This is a genomic window from Streptomyces sp. MS06 (assembly GCF_047200655.1).
Lineage (GTDB): Bacteria > Actinomycetota > Actinomycetes > Streptomycetales > Streptomycetaceae > Streptomyces.
The window spans coordinates 58,962-80,162 of record NZ_JBJZOJ010000025.1 but is presented as its reverse complement, the minus strand read 5'-3'; the positions used below and the strand labels follow the sequence as shown (position 1 = coordinate 80,162).

The 21,201-nt window shown below is 74.5% G+C and carries 23 protein-coding genes and 1 pseudogene; 10 read left to right on the top strand and 14 right to left on the bottom strand.

Annotation, left to right across the window (positions count from 1 at the left end; translation table 11 throughout):
- The first annotated feature begins 188 nt into the window (after positions 1 to 188).
- Complete coding sequence (locus tag ACL02U_RS16015; RefSeq protein ID WP_412791489.1) at positions 189 to 1,514, top strand: tannase/feruloyl esterase family alpha/beta hydrolase; 1,326 nt, start codon at positions 189 to 191, stop codon at positions 1,512 to 1,514.
- 47 nt (positions 1,515 to 1,561) lie between these two features.
- Here ACL02U_RS16015 and ACL02U_RS16010 read toward each other — a convergent pair whose 3' ends face one another.
- The 3 genes from ACL02U_RS16010 to ACL02U_RS16000 form a co-directional block, all read right to left on the bottom strand.
- Positions 1,562 to 2,188, bottom strand: a complete 627-nt coding sequence (locus ACL02U_RS16010) for a YigZ family protein (RefSeq protein ID WP_412791488.1) — start codon at positions 2,186 to 2,188, stop codon at positions 1,562 to 1,564.
- 250 nt (positions 2,189 to 2,438) lie between these two features.
- Entirely contained in the window at positions 2,439 to 2,981 is a 543-nt protein-coding gene (locus ACL02U_RS16005; RefSeq protein WP_412791487.1) for a SixA phosphatase family protein, read from the bottom strand.
- Positions 2,978 to 3,721, bottom strand: a complete 744-nt coding sequence (locus ACL02U_RS16000) for a hypothetical protein (RefSeq protein WP_412791486.1) — start codon at positions 3,719 to 3,721, stop codon at positions 2,978 to 2,980. Before ACL02U_RS16000 ends, ACL02U_RS16005 begins: the two co-directional genes overlap by 4 nt.
- Positions 3,722 to 3,869: 148 nt before the next feature.
- Here ACL02U_RS16000 and ACL02U_RS15995 point away from each other — a divergent pair, with 148 nt between their 5' ends.
- Positions 3,870 to 4,277 (top strand): CoA-binding protein, encoded by a 408-nt coding sequence (locus ACL02U_RS15995; RefSeq protein ID WP_412791485.1) that lies wholly within the window; start codon positions 3,870 to 3,872, stop codon positions 4,275 to 4,277.
- A 184-nt stretch (positions 4,278 to 4,461) separates the two neighbouring features.
- On the opposite strand, the gene ACL02U_RS15990 is transcribed toward ACL02U_RS15995, so the two are convergent.
- Positions 4,462 to 5,019 carry a YbaK/EbsC family protein gene (locus tag ACL02U_RS15990; RefSeq protein ID WP_412791484.1) on the bottom strand — a complete coding sequence of 186 codons (558 nt, stop codon included), beginning with the start codon at positions 5,017 to 5,019 and terminating at the stop codon, positions 4,462 to 4,464.
- Positions 5,020 to 5,152: 133 nt separating this feature from the next.
- Positions 5,153 to 5,725 carry a helix-turn-helix domain-containing protein gene (locus ACL02U_RS15985; protein ID WP_412791483.1) on the bottom strand — a complete coding sequence of 191 codons (573 nt, stop codon included), beginning with the start codon at positions 5,723 to 5,725 and terminating at the stop codon, positions 5,153 to 5,155.
- 124 nt (positions 5,726 to 5,849) lie between these two features.
- Here ACL02U_RS15985 and ACL02U_RS15980 point away from each other — a divergent pair, with 124 nt between their 5' ends.
- Complete coding sequence (locus ACL02U_RS15980) at positions 5,850 to 6,707, top strand: EamA family transporter (RefSeq protein ID WP_412791482.1); 858 nt, start codon at positions 5,850 to 5,852, stop codon at positions 6,705 to 6,707.
- Positions 6,708 to 6,962: 255 nt separating this feature from the next.
- On the opposite strand, the gene ACL02U_RS15975 is transcribed toward ACL02U_RS15980, so the two are convergent.
- Positions 6,963 to 7,760, bottom strand: a complete 798-nt coding sequence (locus tag ACL02U_RS15975; RefSeq protein WP_412791514.1) for an acyltransferase — start codon at positions 7,758 to 7,760, stop codon at positions 6,963 to 6,965.
- 74 nt (positions 7,761 to 7,834) lie between these two features.
- On the opposite strand from ACL02U_RS15975, the gene ACL02U_RS15970 reads away from it, so the two are divergent.
- Positions 7,835 to 8,362: a gamma carbonic anhydrase family protein gene (locus tag ACL02U_RS15970; RefSeq protein ID WP_412791481.1), complete on the top strand. Its 528-nt coding sequence runs from the start codon at positions 7,835 to 7,837 to the stop codon at positions 8,360 to 8,362.
- 17 nt (positions 8,363 to 8,379) lie between these two features.
- Here ACL02U_RS15970 and ACL02U_RS15965 read toward each other — a convergent pair whose 3' ends face one another.
- The gene (locus tag ACL02U_RS15965) at positions 8,380 to 9,030 is read right to left on the bottom strand and encodes a DedA family protein (RefSeq protein ID WP_412791480.1); all 651 of its coding nucleotides are present in this window, start codon (positions 9,028 to 9,030) and stop codon (positions 8,380 to 8,382) included.
- A 348-nt stretch (positions 9,031 to 9,378) separates the two neighbouring features.
- On the opposite strand from ACL02U_RS15965, the gene galU reads away from it, so the two are divergent.
- A complete protein-coding gene (gene galU / locus ACL02U_RS15960) occupies positions 9,379 to 10,341 on the top strand; it encodes a UTP--glucose-1-phosphate uridylyltransferase GalU (RefSeq protein WP_412791479.1) in 963 nt (320 codons plus the stop codon).
- A gap of 99 nt (positions 10,342 to 10,440) precedes the next feature.
- Here galU and ACL02U_RS15955 read toward each other — a convergent pair whose 3' ends face one another.
- Entirely contained in the window at positions 10,441 to 10,974 is a 534-nt protein-coding gene (locus ACL02U_RS15955; protein WP_412791478.1) for a hypothetical protein, read from the bottom strand.
- Between the two features lie 187 nt (positions 10,975 to 11,161).
- A complete protein-coding gene (locus ACL02U_RS15950) occupies positions 11,162 to 11,605 on the bottom strand; it encodes a DUF4442 domain-containing protein (RefSeq protein ID WP_412791513.1) in 444 nt (147 codons plus the stop codon).
- A gap of 252 nt (positions 11,606 to 11,857) precedes the next feature.
- On the opposite strand from ACL02U_RS15950, the gene ACL02U_RS15945 reads away from it, so the two are divergent.
- Positions 11,858 to 12,886 (top strand): hypothetical protein, encoded by a 1,029-nt coding sequence (locus tag ACL02U_RS15945; RefSeq protein ID WP_412791477.1) that lies wholly within the window; start codon positions 11,858 to 11,860, stop codon positions 12,884 to 12,886.
- A 61-nt stretch (positions 12,887 to 12,947) separates the two neighbouring features.
- On the opposite strand, the gene ACL02U_RS15940 is transcribed toward ACL02U_RS15945, so the two are convergent.
- The 3 genes from ACL02U_RS15940 to ACL02U_RS15930 form a co-directional block, all read right to left on the bottom strand.
- Positions 12,948 to 13,793 (bottom strand): spermidine synthase, encoded by an 846-nt coding sequence (locus ACL02U_RS15940; protein ID WP_412791476.1) that lies wholly within the window; start codon positions 13,791 to 13,793, stop codon positions 12,948 to 12,950.
- Between the two features lie 75 nt (positions 13,794 to 13,868).
- Positions 13,869 to 15,038 (bottom strand): elongation factor Tu, encoded by a 1,170-nt coding sequence (gene tuf, locus ACL02U_RS15935; RefSeq protein ID WP_412791475.1) that lies wholly within the window; start codon positions 15,036 to 15,038, stop codon positions 13,869 to 13,871.
- A gap of 430 nt (positions 15,039 to 15,468) precedes the next feature.
- On the bottom strand, positions 15,469 to 16,194 hold the full coding sequence (locus ACL02U_RS15930; RefSeq protein ID WP_412791474.1) for a DNA alkylation repair protein: 726 nt from the start codon (positions 16,192 to 16,194) through the stop codon (positions 15,469 to 15,471).
- Between the two features lie 49 nt (positions 16,195 to 16,243).
- Here ACL02U_RS15930 and ACL02U_RS15925 point away from each other — a divergent pair, with 49 nt between their 5' ends.
- The gene (locus tag ACL02U_RS15925; RefSeq protein WP_412791473.1) at positions 16,244 to 17,005 is read left to right on the top strand and encodes a TVP38/TMEM64 family protein; all 762 of its coding nucleotides are present in this window, start codon (positions 16,244 to 16,246) and stop codon (positions 17,003 to 17,005) included.
- Between the two features lie 43 nt (positions 17,006 to 17,048).
- Here the strand turns inward: ACL02U_RS15925 and ACL02U_RS15920 are convergent, their stop codons facing one another.
- A complete protein-coding gene (locus ACL02U_RS15920; RefSeq protein WP_412791472.1) occupies positions 17,049 to 18,218 on the bottom strand; it encodes a thiolase family protein in 1,170 nt (389 codons plus the stop codon).
- Positions 18,219 to 18,383: 165 nt separating this feature from the next.
- Here ACL02U_RS15920 and ACL02U_RS15915 point away from each other — a divergent pair, with 165 nt between their 5' ends.
- Positions 18,384 to 18,857 (top strand): winged helix-turn-helix transcriptional regulator, encoded by a 474-nt coding sequence (locus ACL02U_RS15915; RefSeq protein ID WP_412791471.1) that lies wholly within the window; start codon positions 18,384 to 18,386, stop codon positions 18,855 to 18,857.
- A gap of 216 nt (positions 18,858 to 19,073) precedes the next feature.
- Positions 19,074 to 19,253, top strand: a complete 180-nt coding sequence (locus ACL02U_RS15910) for a hypothetical protein (protein WP_412791470.1) — start codon at positions 19,074 to 19,076, stop codon at positions 19,251 to 19,253.
- A 375-nt stretch (positions 19,254 to 19,628) separates the two neighbouring features.
- On the opposite strand, the gene ACL02U_RS15905 is transcribed toward ACL02U_RS15910, so the two are convergent.
- Positions 19,629 to 20,369 (bottom strand): SDR family NAD(P)-dependent oxidoreductase, encoded by a 741-nt coding sequence (locus ACL02U_RS15905; protein WP_412791512.1) that lies wholly within the window; start codon positions 20,367 to 20,369, stop codon positions 19,629 to 19,631.
- Between the two features lie 93 nt (positions 20,370 to 20,462).
- On the opposite strand from ACL02U_RS15905, the pseudogene ACL02U_RS15900 reads away from it, so the two are divergent.
- Positions 20,463 to 21,043: pseudogene (locus ACL02U_RS15900) on the top strand (Tn3 family transposase); the annotation flags it as partial.
- Positions 21,044 to 21,201: the final 158 nt, after the last annotated feature.

Sequence of the window (21,201 nt, the reverse complement as noted above, 5' to 3'; positions counted from 1 at the left end):
CAGGGGCCTGCCGGGAGGGCGGCGGCCCACCTCCTCGACGGCCGGTCGCGCGCACCACCCGCCGCACCCGCGCCGCCGGCCCCGCCCGGCGGCCGGGCCCCCGGGCGGGGGCTCGCACCCCGGGAGGCCCCCCGGGGCGCGGCGGGACCTGTCCCACACCCATGTCAGCCGTTCGGAAGGACTCCGCGATGCCCGACACCCCCGCGCACACCGGCACCCCGGCGCGCGCCGCCTCCGGTGCACGCCGCACCGTGCGCGTGCCCGGCACCGAGCGGCAGCGGTCCGCGGTCCTCGACGACCTCACCACGACCGGCACCCTGGTCAGCGGCCACACCGTGCGCGCGGACTGGGAGGCCCTGCACTCCGCGGACACCCCGCCGCCCCGGGAGCCGGTGCCCGGGGTGCAGATCGACGGCTGCTTTCCCTCTCCGACCCGCCTCAACGACCATCACGGCTGGCACCACGACGCCCAGTTCGTGCTGCGCCTGCCGACCCGCTGGAACGGCAAACTGCTGGTCACCGCGGCACCGGGGGTCCGGCGCCAGTACGCCGTCGACCGGGTGATCGGCGACTGGGCGGTCGCCGCCGGCTACGCCTACGCGGCCACCGACAAGGGCAATTCCGGCCCCGAGTTCCACACCGCCGGGCACCGCCCCGGGGACACCCTGGCCGAGTGGGAGTACCGCCTGCGGGAGCTGGCGGTGGCCGCCCGTGCAACGGTGCGGCTCCACTACGGCGGCGAGCCGTCGCGCACCTACGTCACCGGTGTCTCCAACGGCGGCTACGCGACGCGGTTGCAGCTGGAGCGCCACCCCGACCTGTACGACGGCGGCGTCGACTGGGAGGGGCCGCTCTGGCGGGCCGAGGGACCCAACCTCTTCACCCACCTGCCGGAGTTCCTCGCCCACTACCCCCGCTACCGCGACACCGGGTCCACCGAGGCGCACGCGCGGCTCGTGGAGGCGGGACTGCCTGCCGGTTCGGAGTTCCTGTGGGAGGCCCACCACCGGATCTACTGGGACTTCACCCAGCGCACCTACCGCGCGGTGTTCGACCCCGGGTACCCCGGCCCGGGCCTGCCCGGCACCGGGGTGCCGTTCGCCGCACCGGGCGAGCCCGGCGCGGACGCGGACTACGACTACGCCGGCCGCCCCGCCGCCGTGCGGGAGGCGGTCTCCCGGATCGAGCTGACCGGCGCCCTCGGCAGACCGCTGCTGTCCTTCCACGGCACCCTCGACACCCTGCTGCCCATCGGGATCCACTCCGACGGATACGCCGCGCTGGTCGCCGCGGCCGGTCGCGGCGACCTGCACCGCCAGTACCGCATCCGGGGCGGCACGCACGTCGAGGGGTTCTGCGACCACTTCCCCGGCCGGCTGCGCCCGATGCTGCCGGTGTACCGCACCGTGTTCGCCGCGCTGGAGGCCTGGGTCGAGGAGGGCGAGGCGCCGCCCTCCGACCGCACCGTGGAATGGGGCGGCGACGTCGACGACTCGGACATCGGCACCTGGTGAGCGGGCCGGCCGGGTGCGTCCCGGCCGGCGCCCGGCGCCGCCCGCGCTCAGGCGTCCGAGTAGGCCTCCCCGCCCAGTTCGAGGGTGGCGGTGCCCGCGGTGGCGTCGGCGAGCCAGTCCCGGAAGGCGTCGACCCCGGTGTCCGGCAGCCCGATCTCCAGGGTGACCGACTCGCCGTAGTGCACGTCCCGCACCTCCCGTCCGGTGGCGCGCAGGTCGTTCTGCAGTTTGCCGGCGCGCTGGTGGTCGACGGTCACCGTGGCCAGCCGGAAGCGGCGCCGGGTAACGGTGCCGAGGGCGTCCAGCGCCTCGCCCACGGCGCCGCCGTAGGCGCGGATCAGGCCGCCCGCTCCGAGCTTCACGCCGCCGAAGTAGCGGGTGACGACGGCGACGACGTACCGCGTGTCGCGGCGGAGCAGCATCTGCAGCATGGGCAGACCCGCGGTGCCGCCCGGTTCGCCGTCGTCGCCGGACTTCTGCACGGCGGCGTCCGCGCCGACGACGTACGCCCAGCAGTTGTGGGAGGCGTCGGCGTGCTCCCGGCTCACCGCGGCGACGAAGTCCCGGGCCTCCCGCTCGGTGGCCGCCGGGGCGAGCGTGCACCGGAAGCGGGAGCGGTTGACCTCGGTCTCGTGCACACCGGCGCGGGCGACGGTGCGGTACTCGTGCTGCATCCGGCCAGCCTAGCCGGGGGCAGGTGACGGCTCCGTGGCCCCGGGGCAGGTGACGGCTCCGTGGCCCCGGGGCAGGTGACGGCTTCGAGGTCCCGGGGGCAGGTGACGGCTCCGTGGCCCCGGGGGCAGGTGACGGCTCCGTGGCCCCGGGGGCAGGTGACGGCTTCGAGGTCCCGGGGGCAGGTGACGCTCCGGGGTCCCGGGGGCCGGCGTGCGGCGGGCTCGTGACCGGCGCCGCGGCGGGCACCGTTCAGGTCCGCTGCCCCCTGGGCACGGTCACCGCGGTCAGCCGGGCCGCCTGCCCGGTGAGCACCTGCCAGGTGGGGCCGTGCCAGGTCAGGATCGCGAGCGCGGAGGTGGAGAAGGCGGCGCGGACCCGGTCCAGGGTGTCGCCGGCGCCCTCGCCGGCGAGGTGCAGGGCCAGGTCCACCAGCGCGGGGTCGTGTCCGAGCAGGAGCAGGGTCGCGGTCTGCGCGGGCGCTTCCCTCACCACGTCGAGCAGGCGCGTCGCGTCGGCGTGGTAGAGGCGTGCGTCGTAGCGCACCGGCGGCGGATCGCTCCACTGCGCGCACGCCAGTTCCCAGGTCTGCCGGGCGCGCAGGGCGGTGGAGCACAGGGCGAGGTCGGGAAGGCAGCCGGCCTCGGCGAGCGCCCGCCCGGCGGCGGGGGCGTCCCGCCGGCCGCGGGGCGCCAGGGGGCGCTCGTGGTCGGGGACGCCCTCGGGCCGGGCCGACTTGGCGTGCCGGAGCAGCACCAGGCGGCGCCCCGGCCCCGGCTCGGCGCGTTCCGTCACGGCGGTGTCCCGAGGTCGCGGGTGAGTTCGAGACCGAGCAGCCGGTCGGCGTACGCGTACGTCTCGAAGCGCGCGCCGTCCGGCAACTCGGGCCCGGCCTGCTCCACCGAACGCAGCGTGTCCAGCACCGCCGGCACGTCCAGGTCGTCCTCCCAGGCGGCGCGCAGCCGGCCGCGGACGGTGTCCGGGACGGGGCGCGAGGGGCTACGCGCCCAGCCGGCGACGGCGCGCCGCCAGCGGGTGAGCGTGTCGCGGGCTCCGGTCAGCGCGGGCGGGTCCAGCCGCAGGGGTGCGCCGCGGGGGGCGGCGAGCAGCGCCAGGCGTACGGCGGACGGGTCGGTGTGCGCGGGCAGTGCGCTCCGCGCGGGCGGTCCGGGCGCCGGCTCGACGGGGGCGACGCCGACGAGCACGCCGTCCGGGACTCGGGTTCCCCGCTCGGCGACGTGGACGGTCTGGGCCTCGCCCAGCGCGGCGCCGAGACCGCGGCCGTCCTCCAGGGGGCGGACACCGAGGGCGGCCGCGTCCGTGCGCAGTTCGGCCTGCTGCCGGTCGCCGGTGAACACCGTCCACACGGGTGTGCCCTCCAGCTCCAGGGCGCGTACGAGCAGGTCGGTGACGAGCAGTACCCGCAGTGCGGTGGGGTCGAGGCCGGGGTCGTGGGCCTCGACGCGGGTCAGCCCGCGCCGGAGGGGGGCGGCCTCGACGTTCTGCCCGGTGCGGTCGTCCGTGATGCGCAGCACAGGGCGAGCCTAGGCGGGCGCGCGGCGGCGCGCAGTCCGGTGGCACGCGATCCGGACACGGCGCCCGCGCCGGCGTGCGCGGAATCCGGCTCCTTCGTGCACGGTTGTGCTTCGGGAGAGCACCTTCCGAGACCGAGGGAGACCGTTCGTGTACGGCGACGAGGCAACGATCCGCAAGATCCTCACCGAGCTGGGCGACACCTGGGCCGTGGTGGGGCTGTCCTCCAACCGCCGCCGGGCGGCCTACGGGGTGGCCGAGGTGCTGCAGCGCTTCGGCAAACGTGTGGTGCCCGTGCATCCGAAGGCGGAGACCGTTCACGGCGAGCCGGGGTACGCCTCGCTGGCGGAGATTCCCTTCGGCGTGGACGTCGTGGACGTCTTCGTGAACAGCGCTCTGGCCGGTGCGGTCGCCGACGAGGCGGTGGCCGCGGGTGCCCGAGCCGTCTGGTTCCAACTGGGCGTCGTCGACGAGGCGGCCTACGAGCGGACCCGGTCGGCGGGCCTGGAGATGGTGATGGACCGCTGTCCCGCGATCGAGATCCCGCGGCTGGGCTGATCGCGGCGGGCGGGGAGGGCCGGCACCCTGCGGCGTCCACTGCCCGGTGTCCGTCCGGTACCCGGCGCCGGACGCGGGACCGGCGCCCGACGGGGAACCGGACGCTCTACAGGAGCCGGGGCCCGGCAGGGGCCGGCGCCCGGCAAGGGCCGGCGCCCGGCAAGGGCCGGCGCCCGGCAGCGGGTCAGGCGATGCCCAGGCCCTCCACCACGTCGGCGCCGGGCAATTCGGCCAGCGCTTTGCCGGGCACCAGCAGCTTCCCCCGCCGGCGTCCGCTGCCGACCAGGACGTACGGCAGGTCGGCGACGGCCGCGTCGACGAGCACCGGCCAGCCCTCGGGCAGGCCGATCGGGGTGATGCCGCCGTACTCCATGCCGGTCTCGCCGGTCGCCGTGTCCGTCGGGGCGAAGGAGGCCTTGCGGGCCCCGAGCCGGCGCCGGACGACGCCGTTGACGTCGACGCGGGTGGTGGAGAGCACCAGGCACGCGGCCAGGGTGGTCGTTCCGCCGCGCTTGCCCGCCACCACCACGCAGTTCGCGGACTGCTCCAGCAGTTCGCGACCGTAGTGCTCGACGAAGACCGCGGTGTCGGCCCACTCCGGTTCGGTGTCGACGTGGACGATCCGGTCGGCGGGCACGCTGCCGCGCCAGTGGCGAACGGCGTCCGCGACCGGCCGGATCAACTCGTCGAGGCAGTCGGGTGCTGGGGTGGCGGTGTCGAAGTCACCGATCGGCGCGCGCATGACGGCACGCTAACAGCCGTGCTCCTGCGCGCCGACAGCCGTGCGCGAGCAGCACGAGTGGTACCGACGGCACCCGGACGGGACGGGCACCGGCCCGGACCCGCCGTGCGGGCCGGGACGGGAGCCGTCCGGCTCAGCGCACGGGCGGCACGGACACCGCGAGGACCATCTCCATCGGTACGTCGCCCTCGTTGCCGTACGCGTGCGGTGCGTCGGCCTCGAAGGAGGCGCTGGCACCCGCGGGGACGCGGTGCGGCACCCCGTCCACGGTCAGTGTCAGCTCGCCCGCCGTCACGTGCACCAACTCGACCGTGCCCGCGGGGTGCGGGTCGGAGGGGCTGGACTCCCCCGGCATCAGCCGCCAGTCCCACATCTCCAGCGGGCCGGGGGCCTCCGTCCCCGCGAGCAGCCGGTTGTAGCCGCCCGCCTCGCTGTGCCACAGCCGGACGGCCTGGTCGGCGGGGACGATCCGGACCCTGGGGCCCTGCTCGTAGTCGAGCAGGGTGGTGATGCTGACGCCCAGCGCATCCCCGATCTTCACCACGGTGCCGATGCTCGGGTTGGTGCGCGCCTGTTCGATCTGGATGAGCATTCCGCGGCTGACGCCGGCCCGGGTCGCGAGCGCGTCCAGGGTGAAGCCGCGTTCGTTGCGCCAGCGTTTGACGTTGCGCCCCAGAGATCGGGTCAGCAGCTCTAGGTCCGACACGTCCCGTCCAGGATTCTCAACGTTCCCACCCTCACCGTTCAACATAATGAATTCCACAGTGCACCCCACTGAACTACGATGAGGTGCACCCGACCGTTCACCGAACTGTACTGCGAGGCGACCCGTGACAGCATTCTTCGCCCTGGCCACCAGCCTCCTGTGGGGGCTGGCCGACTTCGGCGGCGGGCTGCTGACGCGCCGCACTCCCGCTCTGACCGTGGTCGTCGTCTCCCAGACGATCGCGGCAGCCGTGCTCGGCGTGCTGGTGGCCGCCACCGGCGGCTGGAGCGAGGCCGGGCCCCGGTTGTGGTTCGCCTTCGCGGCCGGCCTGGCCGGCCCGGTCGCGATGATCTGCTTCTACCGCGCGCTCGCCCTCGGCCCGATGGGCGTCGTCTCCCCGCTGGCCACCCTGAGCGTGGCGGTGCCGGTGGGTGTCGGCCTGGCCCTCGGGGAGCGGCCCGGCCTGGTCCAGGTCGCCGGTATCGCGGTCGCCGTCACCGGGGTGGTGCTGGCCGGCGGTCCCCAACTGCGCGGGGCGGCCGTGCAGCGCCGGACCATCGTGCTGACCCTGGTGGCCGCGGGCGGTTTCGGGGCGGTGTTCGCACTGATCGCCGAGGCGTCGACCACGGTCACCGGCCTGTTCCTCGCCCTGTTCGTGCAGCGGGTGACCAACGTGGCCGCCGGCGGCGCCGCACTGTGGGTCTCGGTGCGGCGGGGCTCCCCCGCGCTGCCCGGGGGCGGCCTCACCAGCGCCTCGCTGCCCGCGCTGGCCTTCGTCGGCCTCGCCGACGTCGCGGCGAACGGCACCTACTCCGTCGCCGCCCAGCACGGCCCGGTCACCGTGGCCGCCGTCCTCGCCTCGCTCTATCCGGTGGTGACCGCGGTGGCCGCGCGCGGATTCCTCAGCGAGCGGCTGCGGTCGGTCCAGGCGGCGGGCGCGGGCCTGGCGCTGCTCGGAACGCTGCTTCTGGCCGCGGGCTGAGCCCGGGGCAGCCCGCCTCGGGCCGAGGCGGGGCGGCCGGCCCCTAGCCGGGGCCGCGGGTGCCCGGCGTGGGACCGAAGGCGCGGGTGCCCGGCATGGGACCGAAGGCGCGGGTGCCCGGCATGGGGCCGAGGTCGCGGGTGCCCGGCCCGGTCGGGCCGAGCCTGGACGCCCGGCTCCCGTCCGCGCCGTCAGGAGCCGGTCGGGCAGGCCCGGGGCGCGCACGCGTCCGGACGCGCGGCGGCGCCGGCGCGCTCAGGCCCCGGAGTCCGGCTCGGCGGTCCGGACCGCGGCCGCCTCGTCCGGTTCCGCCAGGGCCAGCAGCTGCTCCGGTGTGACGCCGTCGGGTATCGGCACCGGCGCCGGGGTGCGCAGCGGCGGCTGCCAGCCGCCGTCCGGCGTCCAGCGCCGCACCACCCGGGCCGGCGCGCCGGCCACCACGGCGTGGTCGGGCACGGCGCCGCGGACCACGGAGCCGGCCGCCACGACCACGTTCCGTCCGAGCCGGGCGCCCGGCAGGATCACCGCGCCGGTGCCGATCCAGCAGCCCGGGCCGACCTCCACCGGGTCCATCCGCGGCCACTGCTTGCCGATCGGCTGGTGCGGGTCGTCGTAGGAGTGGTTGGTGGAGGTGACGTAGACATAGGGCCCGAAGTAGCAGTCGCTGCCGATGGTGACCGCCGTGTCGGCGATGACGTGGCTGCCGCGGCCCAGCACCACGCCGTCGCCGATGCGCAGGATGGGCTCGGTGCCCAGATCCAGGTTCGGCATGAGCCCGGCGGTCAGGGTGACCTGCTCGGCGATGATGCAGTGGGCACCGATCCGGATCCAGGGCTCGCCGAAGACGGTCCCGAGCGGGAAGGCCAGCCGGGTGCCGGTGCCCAGCGCACCGAAGCGGAACCGGCCCGGCCGGTCGGCGGTGACCGAACCCGTGCGCTGCACCCAGGCCCAGCCCGCGTGGACCGCGCGCTGCGCGGCGCGGCGCCGCCAGGACGAGAACGTGTTCTTGCGCTTGGGCACCCGCTCACCGTAATCGGCGGTGTGGCGCACCATCAGTCCGCGGCCCTGTGATCTTCGCCCCACCGGGTGGCGTACCGTGCCGGGGTACGGGCAGTCAGGAGGCAACCATGTCGCATCAGGCGCTGATCACCGGTATCGGCGGCAAGGAACCGAGGATCGACGGGGAGGCGTTCGTGGCGCCCACCGCCTCGATGATCGGGGACGTGACGCTGCGGGCGGGCGCGAGCGTCTGGTACGGCGCCGTGCTGCGCGGTGACGTCGAGAGCATCGAGGTGGGGGCGCACAGCAACGTCCAGGACAACTGCACCCTGCACGCCGACCCCGGCTTCCCGGTGACCGTCGGCGAGCGGGTCTCCATCGGCCACAACGCCGTGTTGCACGGCGCCACCGTCGAGGACGACTGCCTGGTCGGCATGGGGGCGACCGTGCTCAACGGGGCGGTCGTCGGCGCCGGTTCGCTGGTGGCCGCCCAGGCACTGGTACCGCAGGGGATGGTGGTGCCTCCCGGGTCTCTGGTCGCCGGCGTGCCCGCGAAGGTGCGCCGGGAACTGACGCCGGAGGAGCGGCAGGGGATCACGCTGAACGGGACGATGTACGCGGACCTGGCGAAGGTGCACGGGGACGTTCACGGGTGAGGGCGTCCCCGGGCGCGCTACTCGGCGGCGGGCACGGCCTCCGCCTCGGCTGCCCGCAGGGCGGCCTCGGCCTTCCTTGACCGGTACCGGAGCACCAGTACGGAGGCCAGCCCGACCAGCAGCGCCGCCACCAGGCCCAGCCACGAGAACCGCTTCAGCCAGGACTCGGCGACCACGCCGACGTAGTAGATGACGGCGGTGGTGCCGCCCGCCCAGACGACGCCGCCGAGGACGTTGGCGACCAGGAACTTCCAGTACGGCATCCGCAGTACGCCCGCGAGTGGGCCCGCGAAGATCCGCAGCAGGGCGATGAAGCGGCCGAAGAACACGGCCCACATGCCCCATCTGCGGAAGGACCGCTCGGCGGTGGCGACATGGGCCTCCCCGAAGTGCCGGGGGAACCTGCGGCCGAGCCAGGCCAGCAGTGGGCGGCCGCCCCTGCGTCCGACGGCGTAGCCCAGGGAGTCGCCGACGACCGCGCCCGCGGTCGCGCAGGCGCCGACCACGACGGGATTGACGCCGGCGTTCTGCGAGGAGAGCAGTGCCGCGGAGACCAGGATGATCTCGCCCGGCAGCGGGATACCGAGGCTCTCGAGCCCGATGACGAGACCGACCACGGCGTAGACGGCGGCCGCGGGCACCGTGTCGAGCCACTCCTGGACGTGCACCGCCGGTTCCTCCCCGTCGCCCCTGTCCGCGCTCCCCGTCCCCCTCGGGGGTGCGCCGCAGCAGGCGCACTCCTGGAAGCCTACCGGGTCGGCGGCGGGTGTCCGGCCGGTGCCACCCGCCTGACTCCCGTCCGCGGCGGCGTCCGGCAGGGCTCCAGCGGAGGGGAGGTCGACCGGCAGCCTCGGAGGGGAGGTCGACCGGCAGCGACGCCCCGGCGGCCCGGCGGCCGCACCGCACGGGGGGATGGTGGCCGGAACTCGGCCGTCAGTGGCCGGAACCCGGCCGTCACAGGAATCTCCCACGCCACTCCGGGTTCGCTCATATTCCGCTCGTCCAGCATGGCGGGCATGAACGCCCGTCACCGCGCACCCGTGCCGTCCCTCACCGCAACCCCCTCCCGCCGGCCCGTCCGCAAAGCGGTCGTCCCCGCCGCCGGGCTGGGGACGCGTTTCCTTCCCGCGACCAAGGCGACCCCCAAGGAGATGCTGCCGGTCGTCGACAAACCGGCCATCCAGTACGTCGTCGAGGAGGCCGCGGCGGCGGGCCTGGACGACATCCTGATGATCACCGGCCGGCACAAGCGGGCCATCGAGGACCACTTCGACCACGCCTTCGAACTGGAGCAGACGCTGGCCGCCAAGGGCGACACGGCGCGACTGGACGCGGTGCGCGACCCGGCCCGGCTCGCCGACATCCACCATCTGCGCCAGGGCGAGCCCCTCGGCCTGGGGCACGCGGTGCTGTGCGCCAGGCGGCACGTGGGCGACCAGCCGTTCGCGGTGCTGCTCGGGGACGATCTGATGGACCCGCGCGAAACCCTGCTGAACCGCATGCTGGACGTGCGCGACCGGCACGCGGGAAGCGTGGTGGCGCTGCTGGAGGTACCGGCGGAGCAGGTCCACCTCTACGGCTGCGCAGCGGTCGAGCCGACGTCCGAGGACGGTGTCGTCCGCGTCACCGGTCTGGTGGAGAAGCCGTCATCGGAGACCGCGCCGAGCCGGTACGCGGTCATCGGGCGCTACGTTCTCGACCCGGCCGTCTTCGACGTACTCGAACGCACCCCGCCCGGGCGCGGCGGCGAGATCCAGCTCACCGACGCCCTCCAGGACCTGGCCGCCGCCGGTACGGTGCACGGCGTGCTGTTCTCCGGGCTGCGCTACGACACCGGTGACAAGGTCGAGTACCTGCGCACGGTGGTCCGGCTGGCCTGCGAACGCCCCGACCTGGGGGCGGAGTTCGCGGCCTGGCTGCGGGACTTCGTCAGCGGGCTGGAGCCGGGGCGGACCGAGCGGGACCGGCCGGCGGCCTGACCGGGTTCCCCTGCTCCCCGGGCCGGGCGCCGGGTCGAGGGTCGGTGGCGGGCCCGCGACGGCCCGCCTGCCGTCGGCGCCCTCGGCTCGCTCCGCCGCCTACGGCGTCCCCTCGGGACCGGTGTCCGCCTCGGCGCCGGGGCGGAGCGGATCCCGCGGTGGCGTCGTTTCGCCGCGGACGACGTCGTCCGGGAAGCCGGTGTGCGGGCCGCCCCGAAGAAAGACGCGCCACGCCTCGACGGAACCGGAGCAGTCGGGGAAGGCCTCGACCCGGAGATCCGCCCGGCACCGGACGACGAGGCTGCCGGCATCGCCGAGGACCACGTCCGTCACAGGCGGCCGGAGCCGCTCGAGTATCCCGTTCAACGTCAGGGCACGCGCGTCGTAGACGGTCTCGAACCGCTCGAAGGCGGCTGTGCCGGCGCCCCGCCTCGCGAATCGCATGTCGCGGGAGCCCAGGAGCAGATGCCCGCCCTGCAGGATCCGGAACGGGCACTGCACGTGGACGCCGATCACCCCGCCGTCGCGGTCGGCGCACTCGATCACGCCCATGTCGGCGGCTCTGCCGACGGAGCGCACGGTGGCCCCCAGCAGGAGCTCTCGGGGACCGGACAAGTGATCGTCGGCAGTCATCGGGCGCCTTGTCTTCCTCCGTGGACCGCTGAGAGCGGGACCGTTCCCGCGCCGACCGGCCCGCGCTGCTCCTCGGTCGCCGACGGCACGGCGCGGGCCGCTGCGGGCGACCTCGGCGGCACCGGCGGCCGGACCGGTCGCCGCTGCGGGCGACCTCGGCGGCACCGGCGGCCGGACCGGTCCGCGGTCAGGACGGGTTGCTGGGCCTCAGGGTCCAGACGACGGTCATCTCCCCGGTGACGGCGCCGTCGGCGCGACGTATCTCGACGGCGACCGGGAACTCGGGACGCCGCCCCGCGTCGAGCTCCGCCACCACCTCGGCGGCCGGCCGGCCCAGGGTGGCGGTGGCGGTGACCGGTCCCATCGCCAGCTTGCGGTAGGCGATCTCCGCCCGCACCGCGAGCGGCACGGCCCGCGAGAGCTGGTCGCCGAACGCGGCCAGCACGATCGCCCCGCTCGCCGACTCCCCCAGGGTGAACATCGCTCCGGCGTGCGGCCCGCCCACGTGGTTGTGGTAGTCGCTCTGGTCCGGCAGCGAGACCACCGCCTTGTCCGGCGCGGTCTGGAGGAACTCGAGGTTGAGGGTCCGGGCCATGGGCACCGTGGCGGCGAGCATCTCGCCGATGGACATCTGGTCTGCGGTCATGGAACGACATGTTACCCACGAGTAGATCCGGGTGCCCCCGGATGGCCCGGGTCGCCCCGGGTCGCCGCGGAGTGGCCCGCCCTGAGGGCTGCCCGGCCCGAGGCCGGCGGCGGCGCCGGCGTGCCCGGCAACCGCGCCGACGTCCACGTGGTTGCCGGGCCGGACGCCGTTCTCGGTACGTCCCTGACAAGGGGCAGTGACCGCTCCGTTTCAGGGGCGCGGCTAGGGTGGTGCGCCATGTGGCCAGGACAGCAGCAGCCGCCCGGGGGAGAGCAGAACCCGGACGGGCAGAGCAATCCGTACCGGCAGCCCGGTTACCAGCAGCCCAACCCGTACCAGCAGCCGGGCTACCAGCAGCCCAACCCGTATGCGCAGCAGCCTCGGTGGGGGGCGCCCGGGCCCGCCGGTGCACCCGGGCCCACCGAGCCGCCCGGCGGTGGCGGCGGTGGCGGCAACCGGACCAGGCTGGTGGCGATCCTGGCGGCGACTGCGGTGGTGGTGGCGGCCGGTGTCACCGGCTTCCTGGTGCTGGGCGGCGGCAAGGACGACACGGCCGACGGCGGCGGCAAGGGCCGGGGCACGGCGAGCCCCTCGGCGTCCTCCGCACCGAGCCGGTCGGCGGCGGCCGGGGAGGAGAACCCGCGCGGCGAGTCGACCCTGAAACCGACCGTCCCCGGCTGGAAGGTCGTGGTGAACCCCAAGTGGGGTCTCGCCTACGACGTGCCGGCCGACTGGGAGGTCAACTCCCCCGGCCTCAGCATCGCGTTCGAGGAGGAGAGCTCGGACGACTTCAAGCCGATCATCACGATGTCGGGCACGGCCGAGTACAAGTCGAAGTGGTGCACCTCGGACGACGACAAGGACGGCCACACCGACGACACCCCGCTGGCGGTGATCGGCTCCAAGGGGGCCAAGGGCGCGAAGAACACCGACGAGGTGGCGATCAACACCCCTGCCTGGTGGGTCTACGGGGGTTACACCCAACCGGACAAGAAGAGCATCACCGTGCCCACGACGGCGACGCCCTTCACCACCGACTCCGGCCTCAAGGGCAGCATCGCCTGGGCCCGTTCGACGAACACTCCGGACAAGGGCAAGTGCGCGAGCGACGGCAAGGCGCTCGCCTTCGGCTTCAAGAACTCGGCCGGCGACTACGTCTCCTTCGACTTCTACGGGGCTACGGGCGTCAGGAACGAGGTCGCCAGGGAAACGGTGCTCAAGATCGTGCGCACGGTGCGCCTGAACGGGGAACCGCAGCAGGACTGAGCTCGCCGACGGGTGCGCTCACGCCGGAGTACCCGGACCCGCACGGCGCGCCGGCGGCGGCTCAGCCGATGCGGAACGCCCCGTCGGGTGGCAGCGGCGACGGTACGGCGTCCTCGTCGGTCACCGGTCGCGCGTCGCCGACGAGCCGGCGCAGGGCCGGGCCGTGCTCGACCCTGGCCGGGAAGGCGTCGGCGGCTGTGAGCCGGGCGAGGCCGGCCAGGTCCAGCGGACGGTGCGCGGCCAGCAGCACCGCGTTGCCGAACCTCCGCCCGCGCAGCACCCCCGGTTCGGCGATCACCGCGAGTTCCTCGAACAGCTCGGCGAAGGTGGCGAGTTGGGAGCGCAGGAACGGAAACGGCGCGGCGTCGGCGAGGTTCGCCGCGTGGACGCCGTCGGCCCGCAGCACCCGGTCGACCTGCCGGGCGTAGGCGAGGCTGGTCAGGTGCGCCGGCACCCGGCTGCCGCCGAACACGTCGGCGAGCAGCACGTCGGCCGAGGCGTCCGGTGCCGATTCCAGCCAGGCGCGCGCGTCGGACGCGTGCAGGGCGATGCCGCTGCCGGCGGGCAGCGGCAGCTCCTCGGCGACCAGTTCCAGCAGCCCGCGGTCCGCCTCGACGACGTCCTGCCGGCTACCGGGCCGGGTCGCGGCCAGGTACCGCGGCAGGGTGAGCGCACCGCCGCCGAGGTGCAGCACGTCGAGCGGCCGGCCCGGTTCGGCGGCGGTGTCCAGCATGTGGCCGAGCCTCCGCGCGTACTCGAACTCCAGGTGTGCCGGATCGTCCAGGTCGACGTACGACTGCGGTGCCCCGTCGACGGTGAGCAGCCAGGCCCGCCTGCGGTCCACGTCCGGCATCAGTCTGGCGACGCCGTGGTCGACGGGGCGGGAGACGGGGACGGGCTCGTTCACCGTCCCATTGTGCCCGGGGTGCCGCCTCCCGCCCCAGGCGGGAGGCGGCACCCCACGGCGGTGGTGGGGCCGCCCTCACAGCAGCGCGGTCACGGTCCCCGCCGCAACGGTCCGGCCGCCCTCCCGGACGGCGAAGCCGAGCCCCGGCTCCAGCGGTACGTCCCGCCCCAGCTCGACCGTCATCTCCACGGTCTCGCCGGGTCGTGCGACGGCCGCCGCGCCGAGGTCGACGACACCCACCACGTCGGCCGTCCGCACGTAGAACTGCGGCCGGTAGCCGGTGCTCACCGGCGTGGCCCGCCCGCCCTCGCCTGCGGTGAGCAGGTACACCCGCGCGGTGAACCGGCGGCCGGGAACGACGCTGCCGGGAGCGGCGGCGACGTGCCCGCGCCGGACCGCGTCGCGGGCCGTGCCCCGCAGCAGCAGTGCCACGTTGTCCCCGGCCTGCGCCTCCGCCATCGGTTTGCCGAAGGTCTCCAGCCCCGTGACCACCGTCTCCACCCCGGCCCCGAGCACCTCCACGCGGTCTCCGACCCGGACGGTTCCGCGCTCCACGGCTCCGGTGACGACGGTGCCCCGGCCGGTGATGGTCAGCACGTTCTCCACCGGCAGCAGGAACGGCGCGTCCAGGTAGCGCTCCGGCAGCGGCACGAAGGAGTCCACCGCGTCGAGGAGCGCCAGAACGGACGCCGTCCACCGCGGGTCGCCCTGGAGGGCCTTCAGCCCGGAGACCCGGACGACGGGTGCGGAGTCGCCTGCGTAGCCGTGCGCGGTGAGCAGTTCGCGGACCTCCAGTTCGACGAGGTCGGTGAGCTCCTCGTCGCCCGCGTCGGCCTTGTTGAGGGCGACGACGATGTGGTCCACGCCCACCTGGCGGGCGAGCAGGACGTGTTCGGCGGTCTGCGGCATGATCCCGTCCAGCGCGGAGACCACGAGGACGGCCCCGTCGAGCTGGGCGGCGCCGGTGACCATGTTCTTCACGTAGTCGGCGTGGCCCGGCATGTCCACGTGGGCGTAGTGCCGGGTGTCGGTCTCGTACTCGACGTGCGCGAGGTTGATGGTGATGCCGCGGGCGGCCTCCTCCGGGGCGCGGTCGATGCGGTCGAACGGCACGAACGTGCCGGTGCCGCGCTCGGCCAGCACCTTGGTGATGGCGGCCGTCAGCGTGGTCTTGCCGTGGTCGACGTGGCCCATGGTGCCGATGTTCAGGTGCGGTTTGGTGCGTGCGTACGCCGTCTTGGGCATGGCGGTTCCTCGAAGCCTCTCGGTGTTGCCGAGTGGGAGCCCCGGCTCGTACGGAGTGACGGCCGGGACGGGGACCCCGTGGACTCTCCGACCCTCCCCCTGCGGGGTCCGCCGGACGATCCGGGGAGAGTCAGCTTCGGGCGCCGTCGGCTGCGGCGAGGAGAACCCGGACGGCAGCCTTCGGGGCATCCGCGGCGGCGGATGCGGCGAGAGGGAAGGCGTACCGGAACATGCCCTCGATGATCGTGCACGCGCGGGCCCGGCGTCGAACGGTTTTCCCGGCGGCCCGGGGTGGCGGCACCGCCCGACCGGGGCGCCCTGCCTGCCGGTGGTGCGGTGGGACGGCAGCTCGGTGGTTGGCGTGGGACGGCAGCTCGGTGGTGCGGTGGTGCTGGTGCGGTGTTGCGGTGGTGCGGTAGTGCGGTGGTGCTCAGCCTCCGAGGTTCTTCAGGGCCTCCCGGACGCTGAGGGGTGCGAACCGGTCCCCCTCCCGGTCCAGGAAGCCGCGCACGGCCCCCGGGTCGGTCCGGGCGTATTCGCGCAGGGCCCAGCCGATGGCCTTGCGGACGAAGAAGTCGGTGTGGTCGGACCGGCGCAGGCAGTAGGAGAACAGGCGCGCGGCGTCGGTCCGCTCGCCGAAGCGCAGTTGGTGCAGCAGGGCGGTGCGCACCACCCACGGGTCGTCGTCGGCGATCCAGCGGTCCATGTCGTGGGCGAGCGCGGGATCGGCGGCGACCAGGGAGCCGACCAGGTGGACGGCGAGCGGGTCGACGGTGTCCCACCAGGAGACCGTCGTCACGAGCCGACGGGCGACCGGCAGGAAGGCGGAGGAGCAGCATCCCGCGTACCGGCGCAGGTAGTCGACGGCGAAGTAGTGGTACTCGCGCTCGGGCAGCTCCCAGCAGCGCAGGGCGATGGCCGCGCAGTCCGCCTCGCCGGGTCGCCGAGTGCCGTGCAGCACGGTGCGGGACAGGGCGCGGCGGGCGGGCGCGGGCAGGCCGAGGAAGGGGGCGACGTCCTTCATGTAGGACTGCATGGCCGCCGCCGTGGACGGGTCCGCCGCAGCGGCGTAGACCGTGGTCAGCCGTTGGAGCACGGTGTCGGCGAGTGCCCCGGCCGGTGGGTCGGGAGGGCCGTCCGCGGTGGGGAGCTGCATGAGAGGCACCATACGGCGATCAGACGTGTTCGTCGGTTAGTGTCACCGGATGCTCGATGCCACCACCCGCTCCGGGGGCACCGCCGCGGCCTCACCCCGCGCCGCGGCACCGGAACTCGCCGTGCGGGGTCCCGCCGGCCGCTCCGCGAGGTGCGGGAGAGTGCTGCTGTCGCCCTGGTCGCGCTTCTCGCTGCTCGTCGTACTGCTGGCGGGCGCCGCGACGGCCGTCCTGCTGTTCCGGCCGCAGCGGCTGCTGGCGGACGGCTGGCCGCCGCAACTGGGCGGCCCCGCTGCGGCGGTGGTGTTCGCGGTGGCGTACGGACTGTGCACCGTCGCGTTCGTGCCCCGGCCGCTGCTCAATCTGGCGGCGGGAGCGCTGTTCGGTTCCCAGCTCGGGCTGGGAGCGGCGCTGACGGGCACGGTCCTGGGCGCCGGTGTCGCCTTCGGGCTGGGTCGCGTACTCGGGCAGGACGCGCTGCGGCCGCTGCTGCGCGGGCGGCTGCTGCGGGCGGCGGACGGGCAGCTCAGCCGGCACGGCTTCCGGTCCATGCTGGCGGCCCGGCTCTTTCCGGGCATACCGTTCGCGGCGTCCAACTACTGTGCCGCGGTCTCCCGCATGCGCTACCTGCCCTTCCTGGTGGCCACCGGCCTCGGTTCGGTGCCCAACACCGCCGCTTACGCGGTCGCCGGTGCGCGCGCCGCCGCGCCCACCTCTCCCGCCTTCCTGATGGCTCTGGCCTGCATCGCGGTCCCGGCGCTGGCCGGGACCGCGGTCGCCTGGCGCAAACGCCACCAGTTGCGGACACGCTGACCGGGATGTGCCGCCTGCCGGCCCGCCGCACACGGGCGGACGGCTACACCGCCTCCAGGATCATCGCGTTGGCGAGGCCACCCGCCTCGCACATGGTCTGCAGGCCGTAGCGGGCGCCGCGGGCCCGCAGCGCGTGGACGAGGGTGGTGGTGAGGCGGGTGCCGCTGGCGCCCAGGGGATGGCCCAGGGCGAGGGCGCCGCCGTGCACGTTGACCTTGGCGAGGTCGGCGCCCGTCTCCTGCTGCCAGGCCAGGACGACACTGGAGAAGGCCTCGTTGACCTCGAACAGATCGATGTCCTCCAGGCCCAGCCGTGCCCGGCGCAGGACCTTCTCCGTGGCCGGGACGACTCCGGTGAGCATCAGCAGCGGGTCCGATCCGGTGACCGCGAAGCTGTGCAGCCGCGCGAGCGGTCGCAGCCCCAGCCGGGCGGCGGTCTCACCGGAAGTGATCAGCACCGCGGCGGCGCCGTCGTTGATCGGGCTGGCGTTTCCGGCGGTGATGTTCCACTCGATCTGCGGGAACCGCTCGGCGAAGGCCGGGTCGTGGTAGGCGGGCCGCAGTCCGGCGAGAGTCCGCGGGGTGCTGTCCGGGCGGACGCACTCGTCGCGCGCGACGCCGTCCAGCGGCGCCACCTCGGCGTCGAACCGGCCGCCGTCCCAGGCGGCGGCCGCCTTCCGGTGCGAGGAGACGGCGAAGGCGTCCAGTTGCCCGCGGCCGAGGGACCACTTGGCGGCGATGAGTTCGGCGCTGATGCCCTGCGGGACCAGGCCTTCGGGGTAGCGCTCGGCGACGCCGGGGCCGAAGGGGTCCGCGCCGGCCGGCACGTTGGACCACATCGGCACCCGGCTCATGGATTCCACGCCGCAGGCGACCACGAGGTCGTAGGCACCGGACAGGACGCCCTGGGCGGCGAAGTGCACGGCCTGCTGGGAGGATCCGCACTGCCGGTCGACGGTGGTCGCGGGGACGCTCTCGGGGAAGCCCGCCGACAGCACCGCGTAGCGCGTGGTGTTCATGGCCTGCTCGCCGACCTGGTCGACGGTGCCGCCGATCACGTCGTCGATCAGCGCCGGGTCGACCCCGGAACGGTCGACGAGGGTGCGCAGCGTGTGGGCGAGGAGCTCGACCGGGTGGACGTGTGCGAGGGCGCCGTTCGGCCTGCCCTTGCCGATCGGGGTCCGGACGGCTTCGACGATGACTGCGTCTCGCATGGTGCGGGCCTCCTGCGGGGACCGGTGAACGGTGCGGCGGCGGGGTCGGGACGACCCGACCACCACTGAGTTGGAAATTCGGACCAACCATAGCCGTGCGCGTTGGAAAAACAAACCTTTCCAATCGGCGGGTTGGATGAACAAACCCACCCCTAGACTGTGACCATGGCCGCCAAGAAGGACCCACGCCCCTGCTCGATCGCCGACACCCTGGCCGTGGTCGGCGAGAAGTACTCGCTGCTCGTACTGCGGGAGGCCTGCCTGGGCAACGGGCGCTTCGACCAACTGGTCCGCAACATCGGCGCCCCCCGGGACATCCTGGCCGCGCGCCTGCGCCGACTGGTCGACGCCGGAATCCTGGCCAGGCACCTCTACAGCGAACGCCCGCAGCGCTTCGAGTACCGGCCCACACCCGCAGGACTGGAGCTGGAGCCGGTACTGATGACCCTGATGGCCTGGGGTGACCGGCACCTGCGCGCCGACGGCGACCGGCCCATGCTCGTCGAGCACACCTGCGGGCAGCCGATGGTGCCGACCGTCACCTGCTCGGCGTGCGGCGCAGAGGTCCGCCACGAGGACCTCCGGGCGCACCCGCAGTCACCGGGCTGGACCGTGACCGGCCCGGCCCCCGCCGCCTGACCCTCCGGCCGCTCCCGTCCGGCGGCCACCGGCGGCATCCGGACACGGCACACCCCCGCGCCGGCGGATCCGCGGCGGCCCGGTCCCGCAGCCGTCCCGGCGGCACGGGTGTACGGAGCGTGCGCCCGGAAAGGCCGCGCGCATATGACCGAGGGTGTGCGGTCTGGGTAGCCGTCCGGTGGCGGACGGTCAGCCTCTCCCCCTAGTCTGGCCCGCATGTCCCCCGATTCCCTGACTCCAGGTCCCTTACGGTCTGCGCAGGAAGTGAACGAGCAGATCCGGGCGTTGTGGCGGCGCACCGGCGGCCGGCTCTCGGCCCAGGCGCGGGCGGAGTACGAGTTGCTGGTGGTCGAGTGGGCCGCAGCCAGCCGGGGGGAGGTCGTCGAGGCCGCATGAGAAGACGTCCGGCACACAGCGCCCGAGCAGCGACCCGCCCCCGCCGCGGCCCCGGCGTGCCCGTCGACGGCGCGTCCGGGGCAGGCGAGGAGGCAGGCGCCGTCACCGCCGAGTTGCTCGGATGCTCGGGATGCACGGTGAGCCGTACCCGACCGGCCGCCGGAGCCCCGCCGCGGGGCGGCGGGAGCAGGCCCGCCGGCCCGGCCGCCACGACGTCGGGTGCGCGAGCGGACGCACGGATCCGGCCGAATGCACGCGCCTGATCATGGAGTCCGCGCCGCGGCGGCCGTCACCCACCGCTTTCGGGCAGCCGCCCACGACCGACTGAACACGCCGTCGCGCGCCCGCGCGTAGGCACCGCCCTGCGGTGCGGGGTCACCGCCCGCCGGCCACCCTCAGCACCGCCCCGGTGGTGTAGGAGGCCTCCTCGGACATCAGCCAGGACACCGCCGCGGCGATCTCCTCGACCCGGCCCGGCCGCCGCAGCGGAACCCCGGCCGCGATCCGCCGCGCGCGCCCCGGGTCCCCCATCTCCGCGTGCATGTCGGTGTCCACCGCCCCGGGCGCCACGGCGTTGACCCGGATGCCCTCCGGGCCGAGCTCCTTGGCCAGCCCCAGGGTCAGGGTGTCCACGGCGGCCTTGGTCGCCGCGTAGTGCACGAACTCGCCGGGGCTGCCGAGGGTGGCCGCACCGGAGGACACGTTCACGATCACTCCGCCGCCCCGCGGGGTCATGAGCTGCGCGGCGCGGCGCGCGCACAGCAGCGGGCCCAGCAGGTTGACGTCGACGACACGGCGCAGGACCGCCGGGTCGGTGTCGGCGAGCGCGCCCAGCGGTCCGGTGACCGCCGCATTGTTGACCAGCCCCGACACCGGGCCGAGGTCCCGCTCGGCCACCTCGAAGAGCCGGTCGACGTCCGCCTCGACGGAGGTGTCCGCCCGCACCGCGACCGCGCTCCCGCCGGCCTCGCGGACTTCGTCCGCCACCGCCTCCGCCGCCTCGGCGCCCCGGACGTACCCGACCACCACGTCGTGACCGTCCGCGGCGAGGCGCCGGCAGGTCGCGGCGCCGATTCCCCTGCTGCCACCGGTGACGACCGTGACGAGACGTGCCATGGAACCCTCCTGAAAGCGAAGCAGGCAGAATGATCGATCATCGATCACTGTAGCGTTCGCCGCCGCCTCGATCCCGACCACGTCCAGGACGGCCGGGAGGCGGCCCGCGACCGGGTCGACCTCGCCGGGATCGAACGGCACTGGGAGGACATCCTGCGCATCATCGGCTCCATCCACACCGGTGCCGTCCGCGCCTACGATGTGATCCGGATGCTGCCGCGCGACGGCCGTCCCACCCCGCTCGACGACGCCATCGCCCACTACGGGCGGATCTCCAAGTCCCCGCACATCCTGCGCCTGGCCGACGAGCCCGGCTACCGGCGGCAGATCAAGAGCCGGGCCAACCTCCAGGAGGGCCGTCACGCCCTCGCCCGGAAGATCTTCCACGGCCGGAGTGGGCAGCTCTACCAGCGCCACCAGATCGGCATCAAGGACCAGATCGGCGCCCTGGGCCTGGTCCTCAACGGGGTCGTGCTCTTCAACACCCGCTGCATGGACGCCGCCGTCAACCAGCTGGGCGCGGAGGGCTTCGTTGTGCGCGACGAGGACGTGGCCCGCCTCTCGCCTTTTGCGCGGCACCACATCAACATGCTCGGCCGGTATTCCTTCCAACTGCCCGATCTGCCCGGCGGGCTGCCCCCCTTCGCGCCCCGGGTGCTCCTGACGAGGAATGACCGTGTGGACATCGCCGCACCCTGCTAACGTCTGCGACATGAAGCGCGCTGCTATGACGACGACGCCGGAGAGTGTCCCGGCGCGCTGACAGACGATCTGATCCGAAGCCCCGGGGCAAGTGCCCCGGGGCTTCGTCGTAGGCCCGGTCACTTGCTCC